The organism is Halalkalibacter sp. APA_J-10(15), from assembly GCF_023017105.1.
In the GTDB taxonomy this organism is placed as follows: Bacteria; Bacillota; Bacilli; order Bacillales; family Bacillaceae_D; genus Halalkalibacter.
This window is the reverse complement of sequence record NZ_JALKEV010000001.1, coordinates 104,500-125,998: the sequence shown is the minus strand read 5'-3', so window position 1 is coordinate 125,998 and position 21,499 is coordinate 104,500. Positions and strand designations below refer to the sequence as shown.

General features: G+C 39.9%; 17 protein-coding genes and 1 pseudogene. 7 read left to right on the top strand and 11 right to left on the bottom strand.

Annotated features, from left to right (window positions below; genetic code table 11):
- Positions 1-91: 91 nt before the first annotated feature.
- Both MW695_RS00620 and MW695_RS00615 read left to right on the top strand, forming a co-directional pair.
- On the top strand, positions 92-526 hold the full coding sequence (locus tag MW695_RS00620; protein ID WP_247101653.1) for a DUF6526 family protein: 435 nt from the start codon (positions 92-94) through the stop codon (positions 524-526).
- Between the two features lie 57 nt (positions 527-583).
- Positions 584-961 carry a DUF6220 domain-containing protein gene (locus MW695_RS00615; protein WP_247101650.1) on the top strand — a complete coding sequence of 126 codons (378 nt, stop codon included), beginning with the start codon at positions 584-586 and terminating at the stop codon, positions 959-961.
- 327 nt (positions 962-1,288) lie between these two features.
- Here the strand turns inward: MW695_RS00615 and MW695_RS00610 are convergent, their stop codons facing one another.
- From MW695_RS00610 to MW695_RS00565, 10 genes are all read right to left on the bottom strand, one after another.
- The gene (locus MW695_RS00610) at positions 1,289-2,734 is read right to left on the bottom strand and encodes a PASTA domain-containing protein (RefSeq protein ID WP_247101647.1); all 1,446 of its coding nucleotides are present in this window, start codon (positions 2,732-2,734) and stop codon (positions 1,289-1,291) included.
- Positions 2,727-3,398 (bottom strand): ABC transporter ATP-binding protein, encoded by a 672-nt coding sequence (locus tag MW695_RS00605; RefSeq protein ID WP_247101644.1) that lies wholly within the window; start codon positions 3,396-3,398, stop codon positions 2,727-2,729. The genes MW695_RS00610 and MW695_RS00605 overlap by 8 nt, the downstream gene beginning before the upstream one ends.
- Before the next feature lie 17 nt (positions 3,399-3,415).
- Positions 3,416-4,873 (bottom strand): ABC transporter permease, encoded by a 1,458-nt coding sequence (locus MW695_RS00600; protein ID WP_247101642.1) that lies wholly within the window; start codon positions 4,871-4,873, stop codon positions 3,416-3,418.
- Between the two features lie 402 nt (positions 4,874-5,275).
- Positions 5,276-5,962: a TetR/AcrR family transcriptional regulator gene (locus MW695_RS00595; protein WP_247101639.1), complete on the bottom strand. Its 687-nt coding sequence runs from the start codon at positions 5,960-5,962 to the stop codon at positions 5,276-5,278.
- Positions 5,963-6,017: 55 nt separating this feature from the next.
- Entirely contained in the window at positions 6,018-8,072 is a 2,055-nt protein-coding gene (locus tag MW695_RS00590; protein WP_247101636.1) for a CocE/NonD family hydrolase, read from the bottom strand.
- A gap of 256 nt (positions 8,073-8,328) precedes the next feature.
- The gene (locus tag MW695_RS00585; RefSeq protein ID WP_247101635.1) at positions 8,329-9,852 is read right to left on the bottom strand and encodes a BCCT family transporter; all 1,524 of its coding nucleotides are present in this window, start codon (positions 9,850-9,852) and stop codon (positions 8,329-8,331) included.
- Between the two features lie 274 nt (positions 9,853-10,126).
- Positions 10,127-11,578, bottom strand: a complete 1,452-nt coding sequence (locus MW695_RS00580; protein ID WP_247101633.1) for a glycoside hydrolase family 32 protein — start codon at positions 11,576-11,578, stop codon at positions 10,127-10,129.
- A 4-nt stretch (positions 11,579-11,582) separates the two neighbouring features.
- Positions 11,583-12,530: an aminoimidazole riboside kinase gene (locus MW695_RS00575; protein ID WP_247101630.1), complete on the bottom strand. Its 948-nt coding sequence runs from the start codon at positions 12,528-12,530 to the stop codon at positions 11,583-11,585.
- 34 nt (positions 12,531-12,564) lie between these two features.
- Positions 12,565-13,938 (bottom strand): sucrose-specific PTS transporter subunit IIBC, encoded by a 1,374-nt coding sequence (locus MW695_RS00570; RefSeq protein ID WP_247101628.1) that lies wholly within the window; start codon positions 13,936-13,938, stop codon positions 12,565-12,567.
- Between the two features lie 230 nt (positions 13,939-14,168).
- Positions 14,169-15,002, bottom strand: coding sequence for a PRD domain-containing protein (locus tag MW695_RS00565; RefSeq protein ID WP_247101624.1), 834 nt, complete (start codon positions 15,000-15,002; stop codon positions 14,169-14,171).
- Between the two features lie 288 nt (positions 15,003-15,290).
- On the opposite strand from MW695_RS00565, the gene MW695_RS00560 reads away from it, so the two are divergent.
- On the top strand, positions 15,291-16,865 hold the full coding sequence (locus tag MW695_RS00560; protein ID WP_247101621.1) for a M48 family metallopeptidase: 1,575 nt from the start codon (positions 15,291-15,293) through the stop codon (positions 16,863-16,865).
- Between the two features lie 113 nt (positions 16,866-16,978).
- Here MW695_RS00560 and MW695_RS00555 read toward each other — a convergent pair whose 3' ends face one another.
- Complete coding sequence (locus tag MW695_RS00555; protein WP_247101612.1) at positions 16,979-17,599, bottom strand: DUF3298 and DUF4163 domain-containing protein; 621 nt, start codon at positions 17,597-17,599, stop codon at positions 16,979-16,981.
- A gap of 306 nt (positions 17,600-17,905) precedes the next feature.
- On the opposite strand from MW695_RS00555, the gene MW695_RS00550 reads away from it, so the two are divergent.
- From MW695_RS00550 to ahpF, 4 genes and pseudogenes are all read left to right on the top strand, one after another.
- Entirely contained in the window at positions 17,906-18,577 is a 672-nt protein-coding gene (locus MW695_RS00550; RefSeq protein WP_247101610.1) for a hypothetical protein, read from the top strand.
- A 119-nt stretch (positions 18,578-18,696) separates the two neighbouring features.
- A pseudogene (locus tag MW695_RS00545) lies at positions 18,697-18,828 on the top strand (OsmC family protein); the annotation flags it as partial.
- A gap of 474 nt (positions 18,829-19,302) precedes the next feature.
- Complete coding sequence (gene ahpC / locus MW695_RS00540) at positions 19,303-19,866, top strand: alkyl hydroperoxide reductase subunit C (protein ID WP_247101607.1); 564 nt, start codon at positions 19,303-19,305, stop codon at positions 19,864-19,866.
- Between the two features lie 13 nt (positions 19,867-19,879).
- Complete coding sequence (gene ahpF, locus MW695_RS00535) at positions 19,880-21,409, top strand: alkyl hydroperoxide reductase subunit F (protein ID WP_247101592.1); 1,530 nt, start codon at positions 19,880-19,882, stop codon at positions 21,407-21,409.
- The last annotated feature ends 90 nt before the right edge of the window (positions 21,410-21,499 follow it).

Here is a 21,499-nt window from a genome sequence, read left to right as displayed (position 1 = left end):
CCTCTTTTATATTATTTGAGTGAGCACCCACTCAAATAATATATTGTGATGATGTAAGACTCTTATATTATGAGGAAAGGAGACAACACAATTGAAACCACAATCATTTAATAACCATACTAGATCGGTACCCGTATTTCACTATTTCTTAGTTCCGCTTTGCTTCATTACTTTTATTTTTGCTATTAGCAACGCCTTTTTTGAGGCACTAAGAGGAGAATTCCTTTTCACCTCCATGCTATTAATTTCAATTGCATTGATCGTAACAATTACAGTATTTTTTCTTCGGTCTTTCACCTGCAAGGTACAGGATCGGGCTATAAGAGCCGAGGAGCGTATCCGTTATTTTACTTTAACAGGAACATTACCAGACTCTCGTTTATCAATTAAGCAAATTGTTGCCTTACGCTTTGCATCAGATGAAGAATTTCCAAGCTTATGTAATAAAGCTATTCAAAAAAACTTGTCACCTAATGAGATTAAACAATCCATTCAAAGTTGGAAAGCTGATCATGATCGTGTATAAAAAATCAAACATGATTTATAAATGGGAGAAGCATTCCCTAATAAGGAGGAAAAATAAATGACTAAACAGAAACTTGTACCCATTTTCCGAGCTTGCCTTGGTATCATTTCTTGGACCTTTACTCTTTGTATCATCATTCAGGTCCTACTAACAGGATTTGCATTATTCATAAACCCAATAAATTGGAGTTACCATGTGATTTTTGCTAGATTCTTCTTTTTCCTTCCACTTATCATGGCATTATTGGCCTATTTTGCCCAATTACCAAAGAAAATCATTTGGAAAAGTATTGGTTTATTCGTTATGATTATTGCGTTGTTTTTTACAGCTGTAATATCAGCAAGATTTAGTATTTTTGGGGCCTTGCACCCTATTATTGCACTGTTTGTCTTTTGGAATTGTGTAAAGCTGCTCCCTCCTTATAAAGAGTACTAGATACAGTTTCTTTTGGGTATACGTACTATGTAGTTCGAACACATAGGAGTGACGAAAATGAGTTTATTATGTTTAACGAGTGTATTCATGCTATGCTTCATAGCTGTATCACTTTTAATATCGCCCATATTTGCTAAGAAATAAAGGAGTATGAGTTCAATATCTTACCACACTCATACCACAAATTTAATAATTGAACTTTTTCATTTTCGAGACGCCTCTACTTATCATGGAAAAACACTTTATTCCTCTTCTTCTAAAGAAAAAAAGCCTTATTTACTTATACCTGTATCAACAGCTATAAGTAAATAAGAGCTTATAAAATACTTATTTTTCCTCTTCCTCTCCAGGTTGAGGAGTTTCTTCAATCGGAGAGATCTCTTCTTGTATGTCCTCTTCATCGTCCCAAGAGCCAGAAGAAGCATTTGCGTTATTGCTTATTCGAATTTCAACCGTATAAGACATTGAAACAAATTCATTAAACTTACTCATTCCAACGACTGTTCCTTTTACTTCTGGTGCATCGACATATTTGACCGTATAGCGAATATCAGCACCCTTTGATTGGTAGTCCTCGTAAAATGCCTGCGGTAAATCCCCTTCAAGCATACCACGATAGTCCCTTAAGTACGGACGTCCTTGCGAATAAACAACCTGTATTTCTTTATTATCGCGATCGGTCAACTCAGTACCAGCACTAACCGATTGTGAGATTAATCCGCCAAATGGAACTTCAGAATGATACCTCTGTTGAACCATTACGACTAAATCACCGTAACTCGTCGCTTCTTCCATTGTAAGTTCACCAAAATGAGGAACCGTTGTTGCTTGTCCTAGCGAAATGACAACTTCCATTTCATCTCTTTTAGCAACCTTATCTTCTGGTGAAACACTTTGACTTACGACTAGCTCCACTTCAACACTATTTGAGGCTTCTTCTTTATATGTGATTTCAATTTCATTTGTTTCTGCCCATTGCTCTACTTCGACTCGTGTTTGACCCGTAAAGTCTGGTACGTCGATATCCTTTTCAAACACTTCCTCGCCCCTAGAATAATAAACGATGGCGCTATCGCGTCGGCGGTATTCCTCCTCCGCAACGTTTGAATCACGGATTACAAGACGAATGAATTCGCCCTCCTCAACATCATCATTGTACTCAGATAATAGTTGAAGGTTTTCAACTTTATAATCTGCTATCCATGTCTCAGCCTCATATTGACTCATTTCAGTGAAATCAGGTAACTCTATGTGCTCATCTGGATCTGGGCCCGTACTACTAACAAGCGAGATTGTCTCGCCCTTTCTGACCCTATCTCCTGCAGGAATCGCCTGTGACATCACTTGATTTGTGTCGTATTCCATACTACTTTCATGGGTTAGGTCAATTTCGATATTATACTCAGCCGCCCAAGCTCGCGCTTCAGAAACGGGCTGTCCAACAAAGTCCTCCATTGCGACATGGACGGAACGATCATAAATGAAGAAGATGAGGAGAAGAGCTAAGACTCCTCCTACAATCGATATAATGATTGTTCGTCGCTTCTTCCTTTTATAGGTCGGATCAATTTCCGTTTCCTCTAACTCTTCATACCTTCGCCCCTCATTACTTGAAGAAGGAATCGGTTGAGTAGAAGGCTCAGAAGCAGATGACTTCGTTTCGGTCTGCTCCACTTTTTCTGTTGAAGGCTTTTCCGTCTCAGTATCCTTTTCCTTCTCATTCACCAGCTCATCATACTGATCTTTATTAAATTTTGATAGAAAATCACTCATGTGGCGTTAAGACACCTTTCCTTAACGAGAATATTTGATCCGACTGCTGTGCAATTTCTTGCGAGTGAGTGACCATAATGACACATTTTTGATGCTCATGAGCTAGCTTTTTAAAAATATCAATAATCTCCTGTTCCTTTTCTTCATCAAGGTTTCCGGTAGGCTCATCTGCTAAAATCAGCTCAACATTCGTTGCTAGCGCTCGTGCAATAGCTACACGCTGCTGTTCTCCCCCAGATAACTTATTGACATACCGATCTGCCTTACTTTTTACAATACCAATATAATCTAAGAGATTGTAAGCAACAGTTTTCATATCATCTGGAATGTCATTTTCCGTAATCGTCATCGGTACTAGTACATTTTCTACAGCTGTAAATGTCGGAATCAAATTGTAGCTTTGAAAAATAATGCCGATGCTATTACGACGATATTTCTCATAGCCAATTTTTTTAATATCTTCGCCGTTAAACAACACACTTCCACCATGAGGTGTATCAAGTGCACTAAGCAGGGCCAATAACGACGTTTTACCAGATCCTGATTGACCGAGAATCGTATAAAATTTCCCTTTTTCAAATGAAGCACTCGTATCACGTAAAATATAACGCCTGCTTTCACCATCTTGATAATAGTAGTCTACATTTTTCGCCTCTAAAATCATTCATATCACCTCTTTTTCTACATTAATATCTTCTTCGGATTTAAACGGACAATGTATAATAACGGGATGACCGTTGAAAGTAAGACTGTTAATAAGCCAACGACTAAGAACCAAACGATATACGTTGTACTCAATTGAACCTCATACGAGTCTAGTACATCATTAGAAGAAACATTTGTTTCAAATTCATCGTAATAGTAAAATCCATCATCAAATCCTTGATTTTGTTCATCATTAGCTATTAATGTATCAGACACACTACTAGCTAATAGATTTCCACTAAATAGAGAAAGAGCAATACCAATAAGCGCAATGAGCATAACTTCAATTAAGATTTGACTAACGACTCGCCCACGACTCTCGCCTAAAGATAAATAAATACCGAGCTCACGCTTTCGATCACGTAGGAAAAGAAGAACAACTAATCCAATAATTAATACAGAGGCAATAATCGAAGCAATGAGAACATAGTTTGATTGCTTTGACATCGACTGAATCGGCCCTGCGATATTATCATATTGGTCGACTGCACTCCTAACGAGGTACATGTCAGGTAATAGTGGCTGAACTTCTTCTGTAAAGGCTTCTACATCGTCTACTGAGTGCAATACATATTTTGGTGTATAAAAGCCATCAATACCTTCATCATAATACATCGCATCTTCTGGATACAGTTCAATGGTTTTTTCAATTTGAAACTCAAATTCTTCTGCTACAACGCCATTTGGTACGTATACCGTGTTTTGCGCTTCCATATCCATGAAATCCCACATACCACGATCCTGATTCGATTCCTCCCCTTCCTCTACACTCGAAAGAGGCTCAAATAGGCCAATCACTTCCAATGCCGTATCACGTGAATCGTATACTTCTTCATCACCAGAATCATAATCAAATACGATATTTGTTAGAGCAATCGTATCACCTATTGCGATCTGATTATGTTCGGCAAGGTTCTTTGAAATAATGGCTACAGGAGTATCGTTCGCGATTTCTTCATCATTGAAGACACGTCCATCAACGAGCTGTGCATTCCCTTCTTCAAAATCCATTACAGGTGCATAGTTCGTCCCTTTCAAACGGAAATCCATGCTATGCCCTTCGTACATATCCATCTCCATATCACCTTGATAGCTATCAAGATTATCTGAACCTAAATAGGTGGAAATGCTATAATCATAATATTTCACATAATTTAACTGCCCGACTTGCTTAATTAAATCAAGGCTTACAGTCGGATATTCAAAATCCATCCACTCTTCTTCACTCATTTGATTCATTGCTTCATGATCCGGTTGCAGCGTAGCTGATGTCCCAAGTCTTTCTTTGATCGTTTGTTCCACATTACTTGTCGCTTGCTGAATCGAGATCCCACCAGCTATTAAGTTACCTAATATGAAAATAATCGCTAATAAAATAAGAGACTTCCCTTTTTTTCTCGTAATACTTAACAATCCTCGTTTAAAAAAATTCATCCTTTTCCTCCTTAGCAGTGAAAAATATACTCATTAAAACAGGTTGCCAATGCCTGCTCTCATCACCATCCAGTTAAAAATATGTAAAAATGACAGGTTTTTCTACAATTCTATTATAATCTTCTTATATATTTGCAACAACTAAAGATTAAAACTATATTTCGACATCTTTTCACTTCATTTTTACTAATTCCTACTACCTCCATTAATAAGACGAAAGACATAAACCATTCGTTTCAAAAATAGTAAAAAAAAAATTAAAACTTTATCGCACTCTCTGTATTATTTTTATTAATACAGTTAATACTGTAATGAGTTTTCTTTTTTTTGTCAACCACTTTTTACTTGGCGAAAAAAGAGCTTCAAAAGGACTCATCCCCTTTGAAACTCCTATAATTGAAGTTAAAACTGCACCTCTTGTCGCTTTTCAGGCTTGACCGCCTTTAACACTGTGTCCGTGATCAACTTCATCGTTTGTTCGATTACTTCCTCTTTCGTTGCCTTCATCCGATTGTTTAAATAGCTAGTCATCATCCCTGCCCAGACAAGATAGGTTATATCAGAAATCAGTTCAACCTCAGCTTCTTCCATAAAACCTTCGTTAACAGCCTGCTTAATATATAGCGCACTTCTTTTCGAAAAGCTATGCTGAACGATAATTTCTTGAATGGGCTTTGGCAACCCAACTAGGTCGTTGCGGTATAGTTTATAGTACGATTCTAGTAACTCTTCTGGTACAACACCTAAATCGTCAATAAAAATGATGGAATAGATCGATGGATTTTCAAACGAATGCTTACAAAAGCATTTCCAACTATACAGCCACTTTTCCACCGTATGATTTCCTTCCTCCATATAAGACGGTAGTTCTTCAATGTACTCCTTCGTAAAGCGCATCGAAGCAAAGAAGATTAAATGAGATAACTCTTTAAAATAGTTATACACCGTTGAACTCGTATAGCCTGCCTTATCAGCAATTTTACGAATGGTCACCTTTTCAATGCCTTCTTGTTCAATCAATTCTACCGTTGCATCAACAAAATAACGCCACATTCGTTCCTTCTGTATGTCCTTTCTACTTGTAGCCATTTACGACACGTCCTTACATCACTTCCAATGTTATGACACTATTCTATCATTCTCCTTAAACATGGTCACGTTCAATCGATTTTTCCCACGTGCGAGTGAAAACCTGCTTGCCATTTTCAAAGGCTGTTAAACGATTAATAAGGAAGAAATGTGTCTCATCACTCCACATTTCACTATACGTTTCAAGCCTTGTCTGCCAATTTTCACCCCGACCTAAAGTAAGCTCCCACTCACATATATTTCGTGCCGAGAGGGGATCTCCTTCTTTAATGCTCCATTTATTACGATTGATACTACCATATTGGATACCATTACTCGGCAACCGGCGCTCCCCTTCATCTGAAAAGTCGGCAACTGTCCACACACCTTCAATAGGGTCATGAATGACTTCTCTCGTTCTCTCTTCCTTACGAATCACCTCTCGCTCCATCACGTCAGCCGTTTCAGGTCGATCAAATGAAATCATTTCCCCATCTCCAGTCTGAGCCGTTCGAACAGGTAGCTCCATTCGTGTATCACCTTCAAATAATCTGAGTGTTACTGGCTTTGGTGACGGCCACGCTGACGGCCAATAGGTTGGCGCTACAGCCACTTCAAGTCGATGCCCCTTTGGAATTTGTTGCCCGAGCGAATCAAGCTGAACCTGAACGTGATATCGATGATTCGGCTTGAGCTTTTCTGGAAACTCGTGGGAATGACGGTGATTTAAATTCAGCATACCCCAGCTAATTAACGTTGATTCGCCTGTAGGTGCTTTATCCATAAGTCGAACAGCAATCAGTGCGTTCTCTTGGTCACTAGACAGCTCTGCATGAAAGACTGGGTGACCTAATAGCTCAATCGTTTCTTCTAATGGCGCTGATGTAAACACAACCGCCTTCCCATTTTCATTACGTTGATCAGCAGGTAAATCTCCTGGCTGGCCAAAAGGACAGAATACACCTGAATAGAACCCATGCTCTTGGACACTCGGAACCACCTCTTCAGACTGTCTCACATCTCGCTTGTTATTGAGTAATCTTCCACTCGAAATCCACCACGATTGCCCATTTACATTTGGTGACGGCCACGATGGATCACCAACCCATTTCCCAGGCCGCTCCTCATACGTCACAGCCGGACGCTCGCTATTTTGTATCCAGGTCATGAGCTTTGGCTCTTCCATAATACCCGTATCTTCATCCTTCAACCATTGATCCCACCAACGCAAACACTCTTGCAAGAAACCAATCGCAGGTTCCGGTGTCGCGACTTCAGGATATTCATGAGCCCATGGTCCAATTAACCCTTTGCTTTCTTTAGGCAAATGCTCCAACAGTCTAAATACAGAATCGGTATACCCATCCTGCCAGCCACTTACTGCAAAGACAGGGATATTTATCTTTGAAAAATCCTCACAAATAGAGCCATGCTTCCAATAATCATCACGACGTTGGTGCTTCAGCCATCCCTCAACGAATGGTGGTGTATTTAAACGCTCATACCAATTTTCCCTCCAGCTATTGCCAACGACTGCTGGGTCCTGGGGGCGTGCATTATAGGCAAACATCGTTGACGCCCACCAAAGCATATCTGAAGCTAGCACATTTCCGCCACGATAATGAACATCGTCAGCATAACGGTCATCGGTTGAACAAAGCGTAATAATCGTCTTTAATGCAGGATGAGCTCTTGCTGCCACTTGCAAGCTATTAAAGCCTCCCCATGATTTACCGATCATTCCAACCGCTCCTGTTGACCATTGCTGTTCAGCAATCCAGCTTAATACGTCCAACGCATCATCCTGCTCCTGCTTTAAATATTCATCAGGTAAGTACTCATCAGAATCACCCGTACCACGTATATCAACACGAATACTCGCATAACCATGTCCAGCAAAGTAAGGGTGGCGAACCGAATCACGAATCGCTGTAAAATCATTTTTACGATACGGAATGTATTCTAAAATGGCCGGTACCGGATACTCATCTGCATCAACCGGTAACCATATCGTCGCAGCTAGCTTTTTTCCATCAGACATCGGAATAAAGATGGAATCAATTTTCTTTATTTCACGTGGAAAATCCGTTTTCACCACTCGTTCATTTGAATCTTTAATATTAAATACCATAACAACCATCCTTTTTAAGAAAAACGCGACAGCGTTTTTTATTAAATGCGTCGTGCGCAGTCGTTACAATGGATTGAAGTTATTCTGAAGTGGGGTTCTTTCAGAATAACGTGTCCCGAACGGAGACGACGCACATCACTGAGTCTGCTTCCGTCTTCTTGATTTCCCCACAGTACTTCTAATAATTTTATACTTTCTTATCTTTTAAAAAGGGTGTCCTTCAAGTTTTCATAAACCTTTAGAGACACCCTTATCTTTATTTTTTCACATACACGTGCTTGTCTTCGTTCTGCTTCAACCATTTCACGAGTGAGACAGAAATAAGAATATACATGATTAATACAGGAACAGCAACGAGTACAGATGTCGTTTGAACAACATTCAATCCTCCTGTCATCGTTAAGCTTATCGCCAATGCTGAAAGGAGAATTCCCCACATTAATCGATGCCAACGAGCAGGCTGTGTTTCTGGTCCTAGCTCTTTGGTTGCAACACTTGCGATAACATAACTAGCTGAATCAAGGGATGTCGCTAAGAAAATAAAGCCAAGAATAACGAACAGAATCGAAACCAATACTGGTAACGGCAATGAATTTAGCACAGCTACAATGACAGCTGGATCACCGGATTCTGCTTGAATACCAACAAGATTCACTTTATCTGATAATTGAAGATCCATCGCATAGCCACCAAAGACTCCGAAATAGACCCAGCTACCAACTGAACCCCAAAGTAACACGTTAAATACGAGTTCACGAATCGAACGTCCTTTTGAAATACGAGCAACAAAGATTCCGATAAACGGTGCTGTCGCAGCAAACCAAGCCCAATAGAAAACCGTCCATGCTTGTGGGAACCCACTTTGATTAATCGGATCTGTGTACAGACTCATCATCCAGAAATGATCAAGCATAATACCTAAGCTATTCGTAAAATACGATAAAATAAATAATGTTGGTCCTACAATAATGACAAAAATCGCTAGTCCAAGTGCCATATAAATGTTCCAATCACTTAATCGACGAATGCCTTTATAGAGACCAAAATACGCACTTGAACTGAAGATAATTGTCCAAACAACAATAATAATAATATTTAAGCCTACTGACGGCTCTAAACCGAATAAATTAGCTAAAACGGCAGAAATCATCGGCACACCTAACCCTAATGACGTACCAAGACCTCCAATCATACTCCAAATAACGAGTACATCAATGGATTTCCCAAGAAAACCATCTGCGTGTTTTCCAAGCACACCTCGGCAGGCAGCACTAATTTTCAATGATGGATTTTTAATGACATAGAAGCTATACGCCATAACGACCGCTGGTAACGCATAGAGCGCCCATGCAGAAATCCCCCAATGAAACAGCCCGTAACTAACAGCATATTCCGCTGCTGCATTCGACTCTGCTTCGATTCCAAATGGTGGCCACGTAAAATAATAAAGTGGCTCAACAATCGACCAAAACATAATACTTGTTCCCATACTAGCCGAAAACAACATGCCTCCCCAACTGAACCTAGAAAACTCTGGCTTGTCGTCAACGCCACCGAGCTTCACCCGGCTATAACGCCCGACCATTAACCAAATTAAAATAAGAAATAACCCAATTGTTAAAAATTCAAATGCCCAATCTAAACGAAACGTAATAGCTGTGAGCATCCCCTCAAGCATTGGCCCAGCTGATTCACGAAAAACAACTAGTAGTACTGTAGCAATGACAATTAATAATAAAGACGGGATAAATATTGACTTTTCTACCTTTGAATAACTCATGCAGTTCACATACCTCCAGTATTTTTATCGTTTATTTGAACGCATTCATTTTATGAACATGTTCATTGTGTGACTGTGTTCATAGTAACATAGATAGATATGTTGTCAAATGGAGCATTAAGGAAGACTTACTTAGTCATTTTTAAACTTAGCAGCTTTCTTCAGCATCCAGTAATTCGGTATTTGCTAATTCAGCAATAGCCAAACCATTCTTCTAGTCAAAAAAAAGAAAAGGTTGCTTAATAAGGCTTCTCCTTACTAAACAACCACACCATTAAGTCACTTTTGCTAATGTCCAGTTCTTCACCTTAAATCGGCATTCCTCAGATGTAGCAAAAGTTACCTGTTCACTTTCTTTTGTCGGGTAGAAACGAGTTGTAAAGACTTCCGCACCATCATTCATAAATAATTCAATGGACGAGGTATCTACAAATAGGCGCAAATTACGTACATGCTCTAGCTGACATTGACGCTTCTCTATTACCCCATCAACATAGCTTTTACGTTCAAGCGTCAATACTCGTTGCTCGCTCGAATAAATGATCCGCGCAGCATGACGAATCGTCAGCTCAAACCAACCCTCATCGAGCTCCACCTTCTCTACTAACAGCTCAAACGCTTGCCCATACGCTCTCTCAACTTGCTTGACATGATTGTTGAGTACCACTTCCTCCACAACAGCATCACCCTTTCGAAGATTCTCAAGCTCTTTAACTGGAGCTTGATAGAGCTTATCTCCCTTGAGCTGTAGCTCGCGCGGAAGCGTCATCGTATGGAGCCATTTATGCTTAATCGTTGGATGCATCTGCTCATCTTGATCAGGGACACTCATCCAAGCAAACAATAGCCGCCTTCCTTGATCATCGGTAGTTGTTTGTGGAGCATAGAAATCGAAGCCACGATCAAGCTCAATAAACTTATTATGCTCATACTTTCCTGCTTTTGGATCAAACGCTCCAACTGTATAACCTGCTTGATAGACATTTTGATACTTCATACCATCCGGCTTTAAGCCTTGGGGGGAAAAGACGAGAACGTCCTTCCCATCAAGGTGGAACAAATCGGGACATTCAAACATATAGCCGAAATCCGTTAATTTCCCTGAGTCCCCTCCTGTAAGCGTTCGAACCCATTTCCAATCTGTTAAATCATCTGATTGAAAAAGGACAATCGCCCCTTTTAGTGCCTCTGTTTGAGCTCCAATAACCATAAAATAACGATCGTCCTGTTGCCAAACCTTCGGATCACGAAAATGCGCTGTAAAGCCGTCAGGAAGTGTAATGACAGGGCCATTCTTTTCAAAATGGATGCCATCACGCGAAGTCGCTAAGCATTGATACGATTCTCGTTCATCATTCTCATTCTTTACATTCCCTGTATAAAATAAGTACAGCTCCCCTTCATGCTCAATCGCACTTCCTGAGTAACAGCCATTTTTTTCAAACCATTCTGCTGGTGTAAGAGCCACCTCTTCATGCTGCCAATTTACTAAATCCTTTGATGTAAAATGACCCCAAAATTTAGCTCCATGACCCGTTTTAAAAGGCATCCACTGATAAAATAAATGATAGGTACCTTTCCATTGAATAAACCCATTAGGATCATTCAACAAACCGACCGGTGGCATAAGGTGATAGTGAAGACGATACGAATCTTGCTCCACCATACTCTTATGCTTAGCCAATTCCTCCGTCACTTTTGCACGTAGCTGTTGATCGCTCGTCATCTCCTCACCTACTTAACCGTTTTTCTACTTCTCTTAATGTTGGTAATGCAGTCATCGCCCCTTTCGTCGATGCAGCTAAACCTCCAGATACCGTAGCGAAATTTGCCATTTCAACCACCTGATCGACAGATAGCGATTTCAAGCTTCCTTCATATTCATGAAGCTGATACAAAATTCCTGATACAAATGCATCCCCTGCACCAGTCGTATCCATTGCTTTCACACTCATAGCTGGTACATGCTTAATTCCATCACTCGTACAAACATAGCTCCCGTCTGCCCCTAACGTAATGAATATAAGCGGAATATCATATTCTTTTAAGCCGTTAAGCCCTTGTTCGATATCCGTTTCACCGGTTATAAATGCTAACTCCTCCTCAGATAGTTTGAGCACATCTGCTTGCGAGAGCATAGATTGAATCGCCGTCCGAGCATGCTCCTCAGATTCCCATAACGCTAAGCGCAGATTTGGGTCATAGGAAACGATCATTCCTTTTTCTCGCGCAAGCTCAACTGCCCGTTTCGTCGCTTCCTTCGCCGGACTCCCAATCAGCGAAATGGAACCAAAGTGAAGTAGCTTATGCGTAGCAAAATCCTCCTCTATCAAATCTGCAACAGAAAGGAATCGATCAGCGCTCGGATTAATATAAAAATCAAAATGACGCTCACCATCCTCAGCATTTGTTACAAAAACGGCTCCTGTACGCACTTCCTTTGAGAATGTTAACTGATGTGTATGTACACCAAACTGCTCTAGCGTTTCTTGTAAAAAGCGCCCTAACACATCATCACCAACCTTCCCAACAAAAGACGAGCGAACCCCTAGACGAGCTACGCCAACAGCCACATTTGCCGGTGCACCCCCAGGACTCTTTTGATACGTCATATTTGTCTGATCCAGCGGAATAAAATCAATTAATGCTTCTCCAAGTGATATAATTCCTTTTCTCATCTATGCATCCTCCTATCATTTGATGAAAATAATCTTACTTTTTCTCTTCATCCCATCCTAACAATAGTGTAGCAATAAACGCTGCCGATAGGGCGATTAAAAAGGCAATCGCATAATTTAATGGATCTTGAACGATCGCAAACAACGGAACTCCTGTAATCCCGATCCCATTTGCCATCACTTGTGTAAAGACGACATACGCTCCACCAAGAGCTCCACCGATTGCTGCTCCAATAAATGGTCGACGGTATTTTAAATTAACTCCAAAAATGGCCGGCTCCGTAATACCGAGAAAGGCTGACACCGACGCTGGCAAAGCAATCTCCTTCGTTTTCTTCACCTTTGTTTTGAAGAAGACGGCTAATGTTGCTCCCCCTTGAGCAATATTAGCCATTGCCCAGATCGGTAATAAATAGTTTCCACCAATATTAACGAGTAATTCGGCTTCAATCGCATGAAAGCTATGGTGAACCCCCGTTAAGACAATAGTTGAATACAAACCACCGAAAATGAACCCGGCAATCGGACCCGCTGTTCCATATACAAAATCAAGAAAAGCAGTGATTCCATTACCAAGCGCTCTTCCTAACGGACCAATGACGAGCATCGCTACAAACCCAGTAAAGATAACCGTTAAAAAAGGCGTTAACAGCAAATCCACAACATTGGGAATCACCTTACGAAGACCTTTTTCAATCTTTGCCATCACATAAACGGTTAATAATACTGGAATAACTGTCCCTTGATAACCAAGCATCTCCACACCAAAACCAAAAAAGTCTAAAGTAGCAGGCTGTGCATCTGAAAGCCCCCACGGATTTAGTAATTCAGGATGTATCATAATTCCACCAATGACCGCACCTAAATACGTATTCCCTCCAAACTCCTTCGCTGCACTATATCCAATTAATATCGGTAGAATAATAAACGATGCCGATGAAAACATATCAAGCAACACAAACAGACCACTCTCAGTGTCTACCCAATTATAGGTCTCCATTAAACCGAGCAAACCCATTAGCATCCCAGCTGCGACAATCGCAGGGATGATTGGCACGAAAATATTAGAAAGCGTTCTAGCAAATCTAGCGAGTGGATTCATTTTCTTTTTCGCTGCATCACCGTGTGAGACAGGCGTCTCTTCATCTTCGCCTATATTGACATCAACAAGAGGAGCAAAGTGTGTAAATACTTTGTTAACCGTCCCAGTTCCAAAAATAATTTGAAATTGGCCAGAGCTTGAAAAAGCCCCTTTCACTCCTTCTAACTCTTCAATCGCCTCCGTATCAATTTGACTCTCATCCTCAATTACTAAACGAAGACGTGTTGCGCAGTGTGTCGCACTTACGACATTTTCCTTCCCACCTAAAAGCGAAACAAGCTGCTTAGCAACTTCATTATAATTCATACGATCACTCCCCCTATTATTCTCTTTTTACACTAGATTTTTAATTCCAAACAAAAAAAGACAAGACCTAAAATACATAAAAAGGACAGACGAGTAGCGTAATTCTGTAAGCCACTCTGTCACTTACGTATTCTAGGTCTTGCCTGCATCACCAGTCACAATCCCCAATATGAAGTTTGGATAATTGAAAACTATTCTACAATAGAATAAAAGCGACGTCAACCACCTCGTTAAGAGTCACTCCGAATGAGCCTTTGAATATGCAAAGCAATGTAAGCAACCTCTGCTGGTGGAAAATTCAGTTCATACTCTTGATTTAAGTATTTGATGACCTCACTTGAATAAAAATAAGACTTTTCATATTTTTTCTGAATTAAAGCGAGCATTTCTTCATCTATAGGTTCAATCTCACTTCCCTTTTGTATACGATTTAATGCAAAGCGCAAATGAGTAATGAGGCGCTGATAATTAATACTTGTTTCTTCGATTGTTACTCCTGCTACTTGTTGTACCTGTTCAATAAAATCACGTAAAATCGTAGCCGTTTGTAATGATTCATTCATCGACCGACTATCCATCTTAGCTGTATGAATGTGCAGTGCAATATGGGCAACCTCATCAAGTGGGATATCAACTTGTAACTGTCGTTTAATTTCCTCCTTTGCCCATAGTCCAATTTCAAATTCTTTTTTATATAGAAATTTTATTTCATTTGTTAATTTATTTTGAATCGCAAAGCCTTGCTCGATCCTTTCTAAGGCAAATGATAAATGATCTGTTAAAGCAATATGAATATGATCATTTAACGGTGCTTGTAAATGCCCCTCTGCATAGCTAATAATCCGTTCGGCAAGCTCAATATGAGCCTCTGGTAACGTCTTTAATAGCTCCTGGAATTTTTCTGACGACTGCTCATGTAGAACGAAAACTTTTTCAATTTTATGATTTGGGACAATATCATTATTCTTTTTCTGAAAGGCAATGCCTTTTCCCATCACGATCTTCTCACGCGAACCATCGATGACAACGATCGCATTATTATTTAGAATTCGAAAAATTCGCATCCTTTTCCTCCGAGTTTATACTTCCATTTAGTTTATCACGTCCAAAACGCCATGCACAGTCTACGGAGATGATTGAAAAAGTTGATTTCTTCTTTCTAGGCGGTATCCATCTTTTATCACATTCATTCTCCCTACTTTATTCCCATCCTCAAGCAGACAGAAACTGATTTTTACTTATTCAACCATTTATTAAGTAAGGTCGCACTATATACGTATGATTATTCTCTCTGTAAAATAATGACTGGTAAAAGTTTCATAACAATGAAATATTTGAATGGAGTGGACATGTTGAATCAGACCGAAATAAAAGCTGAAAAGGAAACGATTTATTTCATTTTAAGTATCATCTTTAGCATGATTGTGTATTTGTTCATCCTTATTCTGACACAATTGCTTGGAGTCGCTATTTTACTCGCTATTTTCTTTTTACTTACTTTTTATAACTTTATATCTTTAGGCTTCATTAAAGGAAATGGGGTAAAAATAACCGAATCCCAATTTCCAGACATTCATCAAAAGCTTGTACATTACTGTCAAGAAATGAATATTAAGAGAGTACCAGATATGTTTGTCATTGAATCCATGGGGATCTTAAACGCATTTGCTACACGCTTTTGGGGCAATAACATGGTTGTTATATATTCTGAAGCCTTTGAATTAGCACGTCAACAGAATGAAGAGGAGCTAGACTTTATCATTGCTCATGAACTAGCCCATATTAAGCATCATCACGTCTGGAAAAGCATCCTGGTCACACCTGCTAGACTCATCCCTATTTTGTCTCAAGCCTATAGTCGTGCGTGTGAGTACACATGTGATCGTGAAGCGACTTACATCATTCAAAATCCTGAAGCGGCTAAACGTGCTCTAACGATACTTGGTGTCGGGAAAATCCTCTTCAAAGATGTCAATACCGTTGCTTACCGTCAACAGATTGAGACGGAGTCCCATGTTGCCGTATGGCTTAGTGAAATCTTCTCAAGCCATCCATTAACACCTAAAAGAATTCAGTCCATCGCCTTGTTCTCAGGGACAACAGACGGCTATGTGTATGAACAGCGAAATGGGCCAATTATTTCTGGGCTAGCGATTTGCTTTGGGATTTACGCGCTCATTCTCATGCTCATTCCAATTGGCTTAACCGTATCATCCTTTGTATACGGAGACCAATTATCTAGTTCAGTTGATGAAGGAGTAGAGGTTGATCGTGATCCTGGAACTTCTTCACAACCAGCTATATCGACGGTCGAAGAGGATGAACAATATGAAGAGACTTCTGAAGAAGAGTACGAATACGATCGAACTGACTTATTCGATCCTATTCTAATGAGTGATTATAAATTATTAGAGACGCTTATAAACGATGGAGCCGATTTGGAAGAGACGGATGACTTTGGGTATACAGCTTTACAGTACGCCATCCAATTCGACTCACCAACAGCGTTCTATATACTACTTGATGCCGGTGCTGACCCTAATTCGCAAAGCAGCCCAGACCGCCCATTACAAACAGCCATTTTTTACGAAAACGAAATCGCCGTTAGAAAATTAATTGAGTATGGCGCTGATGTCAATATGCTTAATGATTATGATGTCTCTCCACTCGTCTACTCCATTCAATATGAATACTTAGAAATGACAGAATTATTATTGGAGAATGACGCTAATCCTAATTTAATGGCTATGGGGACAACACCTCTTTATTTTGCAATGGAACTCGAAGACTATGAAACGACTTTACTCTTGCTCGATTATGGAGCCGATCCAACTATCATCGATGATTATGATGAAGACATATTAACGTTAACAGGCTTTGAAACGGCAGAAGATCTCTATGAAGAGATTGAATCTTTTATTAGATAGCTATAAACGGTTCAAGAGGTTGTTCCTTCTTCAACTAGAACATTGAACCAAGGGTACTAAAAAGTTAAAAACCAAACGTTTTCAGTGCCCTTTGGAACAGCCTCTTATTCAGATCATTGATTAACTGCCATTCTGCCAAGTGCGCCCTGTTCATTCATGATATCTTGTAGATCAAATACAGAAATCGGAAACATCGGAAATCCCACTACATAAGGGCTAATTTCATACAACTGGAAATAAATGACTAACGACTTATCAGCCATGTAAAAGTCTTGATCCGGCTGAATGCCAGAAAATCCATCAAGAAGAGGGATATCCCGCTCCTTTATTTGCAGAGCAATTAATTCTGATAGCCTATCAACATAGTTACTCCCTGGCTTAAATAAATCGTGTAGCTGACATAATTGCTTGCTCTCAAGGTCAAACGTCAATGATTGCATCAGTGTCATACCATGTGCAGCTTTTTCATGATACGTGTAATTTGACAGGGATAGGCTAAGTACCTCACGTTGATTGTTTTTCAATTCAAATCGACCGATCATCTCGACAACGGTTGAAGGTGTATCACCTACCTGCTGCTGTTTCATCCTTTCAGCTTCATGGGCAATTCGTTCATTCATCGATTGTTGCCACAAGTGATCAGTCATCGCCATCGCCTGCGGATAGAATATCGACTGATTTTCTCCAATTGTTTTCTCGACAATCATAAATGATAAAGGGAGCCAGCTTAGCATTCATATCACCCTCTGTTTTTAACTAACCTTATTCACAGAGAGGTAAAATCATGAATAGCTCTTTTATATTCAATCTATTTTAATCATGAAGGGTGGATTTTCTATGAAAAAAATCATCATTATAGCTTTAACGTGCTCTTTAATCGCATGTAGTGGAGGGGTACAACAGGAACAACTCGAAGAAACGGAAGAGAGTGACGCGTCCTCAGTAACTAAATACGAAGAGGATGAACCAGCACTTGACGATCATATTCATAGTGAAGTCATACAAAAAAAAAAATACGAGGAGACTTCCACATTCCAACAATGCAAATTGAATCTCCATTTAATGATGAAGGAAATATTCCTTACGTTCATACTGAATTTGAAATCGTTGACGAATTTATCGATGAAGATGGCCGAATCTATTTTCAACTAGACGACAACCCCATCAGAAGCATCATTAGTAGTTACGACGAGAATGTGATTCATATTACGAATTATAATGATACGATGATCGACATATTAGCGGCAGAGGCTTACAAGCTTGAGGAAGAATTAATAGAAGAAGCCTATCACTTCTTTATTAATAACCCTCCCGCGCAGCTTTTAGGAACAGATCCTAATGAATATCGTACTTGGGACGATGCGACAAATTTAGAGCGCGCCATGATTCAAATCGTCTATTTAATTGCACCAGCTTTAAATGAGCTTGATACCATTGCAAATCATGAGCTATATGACCATGAAGCACTCCCAATCTTGTTAGAAGAATTCAAAAAAGTAGGTTCACCAACTACCCTAATTCCTGGTCCGCAGTCTTTACTCGACATTCAGTTGTACGATAACATGTCCGCCGTCCAAATGATGTGGGGCCAATTAGGACAATTTGAAAGCCCAGAGGATAATAGAGAAGAATTTATCGAATACCTTCAACTAGTTCGAGAAGAAACGACCCATCTAGTGGGAAGAGTGAACTATACATTAAGCGAAGAGTAACATAGTCACAGATGTTAATTGACAAACGATCATTCTTTTTATCATCGATTTCCAAGTTGTGTTGCAACTAACTAAGAAATTTTTGCAAAATTCGCTTCAACTGCACGATCTCCTCTTCCTTAAAAGTGGAAATCGACGGTGTTTCGCAAGAGGAAGCAGAAGAATTAGTTTCATCCGCTCACCAGGTATGTCCTTACTCACGCGCTATAGCTGGAAATGTTAAGGTTGAATTATCGGCTATAGCCAAATAAAATTATCATTTATCATGTATTCAATGAGAAAAAGAGATGCTCCCATTACACGAATGGAACATCTCTCTTTTCATGATCACTTACTACGTGATTCCCCCTTTAATGCAAACGCTTCAGAAAAACCATTGATCAGTTGACACATTATCGTCACATTTATAAAATTGACGTATAACGTGTCATGATTTGTAGAACACTAATGACTGTCACAAAAGTATATAGCTACAGGTAAGGCATTTCTCACTTGCGCAAGTTGTTACATCCTTCATAACGCACTCCCTTTAACTGCATTCTTTAAATCGTTTTATGAACATGATTATGTCATACGGTCTGCCCTAACATGAATCTAATAGGTTATTACTTGACAAAGAACCTATACTATTTGTTAAACTGTTCATAATTAGAATTATTATTACTAAACAAATCGTTTAGTTAGTAATTCTTTCAATCATTATTCATTAGGAGGAAGATGTTAACATGTCTTTAATCGGAACTGAAGTACAACCTTTCAATGCAAAAGCTTACAAAAATGGTGACTTTATTGATGTCACAAACGAGGATTTAAAAGGACAATGGAGTATTTTCTGCTTCTATCCTGCAGATTTCACTTTCGTATGCCCAACTGAGCTTGAGGATCTTCAAAACGAATATGCAGCATTAAAAGAGCTTGGTGTAGAAGTATACTCTGTATCAACAGATACGCACTTTACACATAAAGCTTGGCATGATAGCTCAGAAGCCATTGGCAAAATTACTTACACCATGATTGGGGATCCTTCTCAAAAGATCTCTCGTAACTTCGAGGTCCTAGATGAAGAAGCAGGTCTTGCAGATCGTGGTACATTCATTATTGACCCAGATGGTGTGATTCAAGCAGTTGAAATCAACGCTGGTGGTATCGGTCGTGACGCAAGTATTCTTGTTAATAAAATCAAAGCTGCACAATATGTGCGTAATAACCCTGGTGAAGTTTGCCCAGCGAAATGGGAAGAAGGCTCTGAAACACTTAAGCCAAGCCTTGACCTAGTAGGAAAGATTTAAGGGAGAATATTAAATGGTACTTGAAGCAGAAATTAAGCAACAGTTAGATCAATACCTTCAACTATTAGAAGGTGATATCCTCCTTAAGGTAAGTGCAGGATCTGATGACATATCAAAGGAAATGCTTGCATTCGTAGAAGAGCTAGCTGACATGTCATCGAAAATTAGCGTCTCAAAGACGGAATTAAAGCGAACACCAAGCTTCAGTGTCAACCGTGTTGGAGAAGATACAGGCGTAACGTTTGCTGGTATCCCGTTAGGACATGAGTTCACTTCGCTAGTGCTTGCACTCTTACAGGTAGGCGGAAGACCTCCAAAGGTTGACCAAAGTGTTATTGATCAAATTAAAAAAATCGAAGGTGAGTACAACTTTGAAACGTATGTTAGCCTAAGCTGCCATAACTGCCCAGATGTTGTCCAAGCTTTGAATATGATGAGTGTTCTTAACTCAAATATTACGCACACAATGATTGACGGTGCTGCGTTCAAGGATGAAGTTGAGAGCAAAAACGTCATGTCGGTTCCTTCGATTTATCTAGAAGGTGAATTCTTCGGTGGCGGTCGTATGACCCTTGAAGAGATCCTTGCAAAAATGGGATCTGGAGTCGATGCAGCTGAGCTTTCTAACAAGGAGCCATTTGATGTTCTTGTTGTTGGTGGGGGTCCTGCTGGCGCAAGTGCTGCTATTTACGCAGCACGTAAAGGCATTCGTACAGGAATTGTAGCAGAGCGCTTCGGTGGACAAGTCCTTGATACGATGAGCATTGAGAATTTCATTAGCGTGAAGAAAACAGAAGGCCCTAAGCTTGCTGCGAGCCTTGAAGAGCACGTGAAAGAGTATGACATTGACATTATGAACCTACAACGGGCAAGCAAGCTAGAAAAGAACGACTTATTCGAGCTTGAGCTTGAAAATGGTGCTACCCTTAAGAGTAAGACTGTCATCATTTCAACAGGTGCTCGTTGGCGTAACGTCGGTGTTCCTGGGGAACAAGAGTTCAAGAACAAGGGTGTCGCATATTGCCCACATTGTGATGGACCTTTATTCGAAGGGAAAGATGTTGCCGTTATTGGTGGTGGTAACTCTGGTATTGAAGCAGCGATTGACCTAGCTGGTATCGTGAAGCATGTGACAGTGCTTGAGTTTATGCCCGAGCTGAAAGCAGACGAGGTTCTACAAAAGCGTCTATACAGCCTTCCGAACGTAACAGTTCTAAAGAACGTTCAAACAAAAGAGATTACTGGTACAGACAATGTCAATGGGATCTCCTATATTGAACGTGATACAGAAGAAGTGAAGCATATCGAATTGCAAGGTGTATTTGTTCAAATCGGCCTAGTTCCTAACACTGAGTGGTTAGGCTCTGAAGTGGAACGAAACCGTATTGGTGAAATTGTCATCGATAAGCATAATGGCACAACCGTACCGGGCTTGTTCGCTGCTGGTGATTGTACAGATAACCCTTATAATCAAATCATTATTTCAATGGGCTCAGGTGCGAATGCATCATTAGGTGCATTTGATTACTTGATTCGAAATTAATTAAATGCTCTTACTAAAAAGTCCGAAAAGGTTAAGTTGACCTTTTCGGACTTTTTGTCTACAAAAATTAAAATAAGCGATTAGTCCTTC

Bases quoted from the DNA above. Each gene is read 5' to 3' on its own strand.
- MW695_RS00615 (WP_247101650.1), top strand. From the start codon at position 584: ATGACTAAACAGAAACTTGTACCCATTTTCCGAGCTTGCCTTGGTATC.
- MW695_RS00610 (WP_247101647.1), bottom strand. From the start codon at position 2,734: ATGAGTGATTTTCTATCAAAATTTAATAAAGATCAGTATGATGAGCTG.
- MW695_RS00605 (WP_247101644.1), bottom strand. From the start codon at position 3,398: ATGATTTTAGAGGCGAAAAATGTAGACTACTATTATCAAGATGGTGAA.
- MW695_RS00600 (WP_247101642.1), bottom strand. From the start codon at position 4,873: ATGAATTTTTTTAAACGAGGATTGTTAAGTATTACGAGAAAAAAAGGG.
- MW695_RS00595 (WP_247101639.1), bottom strand. From the start codon at position 5,962: ATGGCTACAAGTAGAAAGGACATACAGAAGGAACGAATGTGGCGTTAT.
- MW695_RS00590 (WP_247101636.1), bottom strand. From the start codon at position 8,072: ATGGTATTTAATATTAAAGATTCAAATGAACGAGTGGTGAAAACGGAT.
- MW695_RS00585 (WP_247101635.1), bottom strand. From the start codon at position 9,852: ATGAGTTATTCAAAGGTAGAAAAGTCAATATTTATCCCGTCTTTATTA.
- MW695_RS00580 (WP_247101633.1), bottom strand. From the start codon at position 11,578: ATGACGAGCGATCAACAGCTACGTGCAAAAGTGACGGAGGAATTGGCT.
- MW695_RS00575 (WP_247101630.1), bottom strand. From the start codon at position 12,530: ATGAGAAAAGGAATTATATCACTTGGAGAAGCATTAATTGATTTTATT.
- MW695_RS00570 (WP_247101628.1), bottom strand. From the start codon at position 13,938: ATGAATTATAATGAAGTTGCTAAGCAGCTTGTTTCGCTTTTAGGTGGG.
- MW695_RS00565 (WP_247101624.1), bottom strand. From the start codon at position 15,002: ATGCGAATTTTTCGAATTCTAAATAATAATGCGATCGTTGTCATCGAT.
- MW695_RS00555 (WP_247101612.1), bottom strand. From the start codon at position 17,599: ATGCTAAGCTGGCTCCCTTTATCATTTATGATTGTCGAGAAAACAATT.
- MW695_RS00550 (WP_247101610.1), top strand. From the start codon at position 17,906: ATGCAAATTGAATCTCCATTTAATGATGAAGGAAATATTCCTTACGTT.
- ahpC (WP_247101607.1), top strand. From the start codon at position 19,303: ATGTCTTTAATCGGAACTGAAGTACAACCTTTCAATGCAAAAGCTTAC.
- ahpF (WP_247101592.1), top strand. From the start codon at position 19,880: ATGGTACTTGAAGCAGAAATTAAGCAACAGTTAGATCAATACCTTCAA.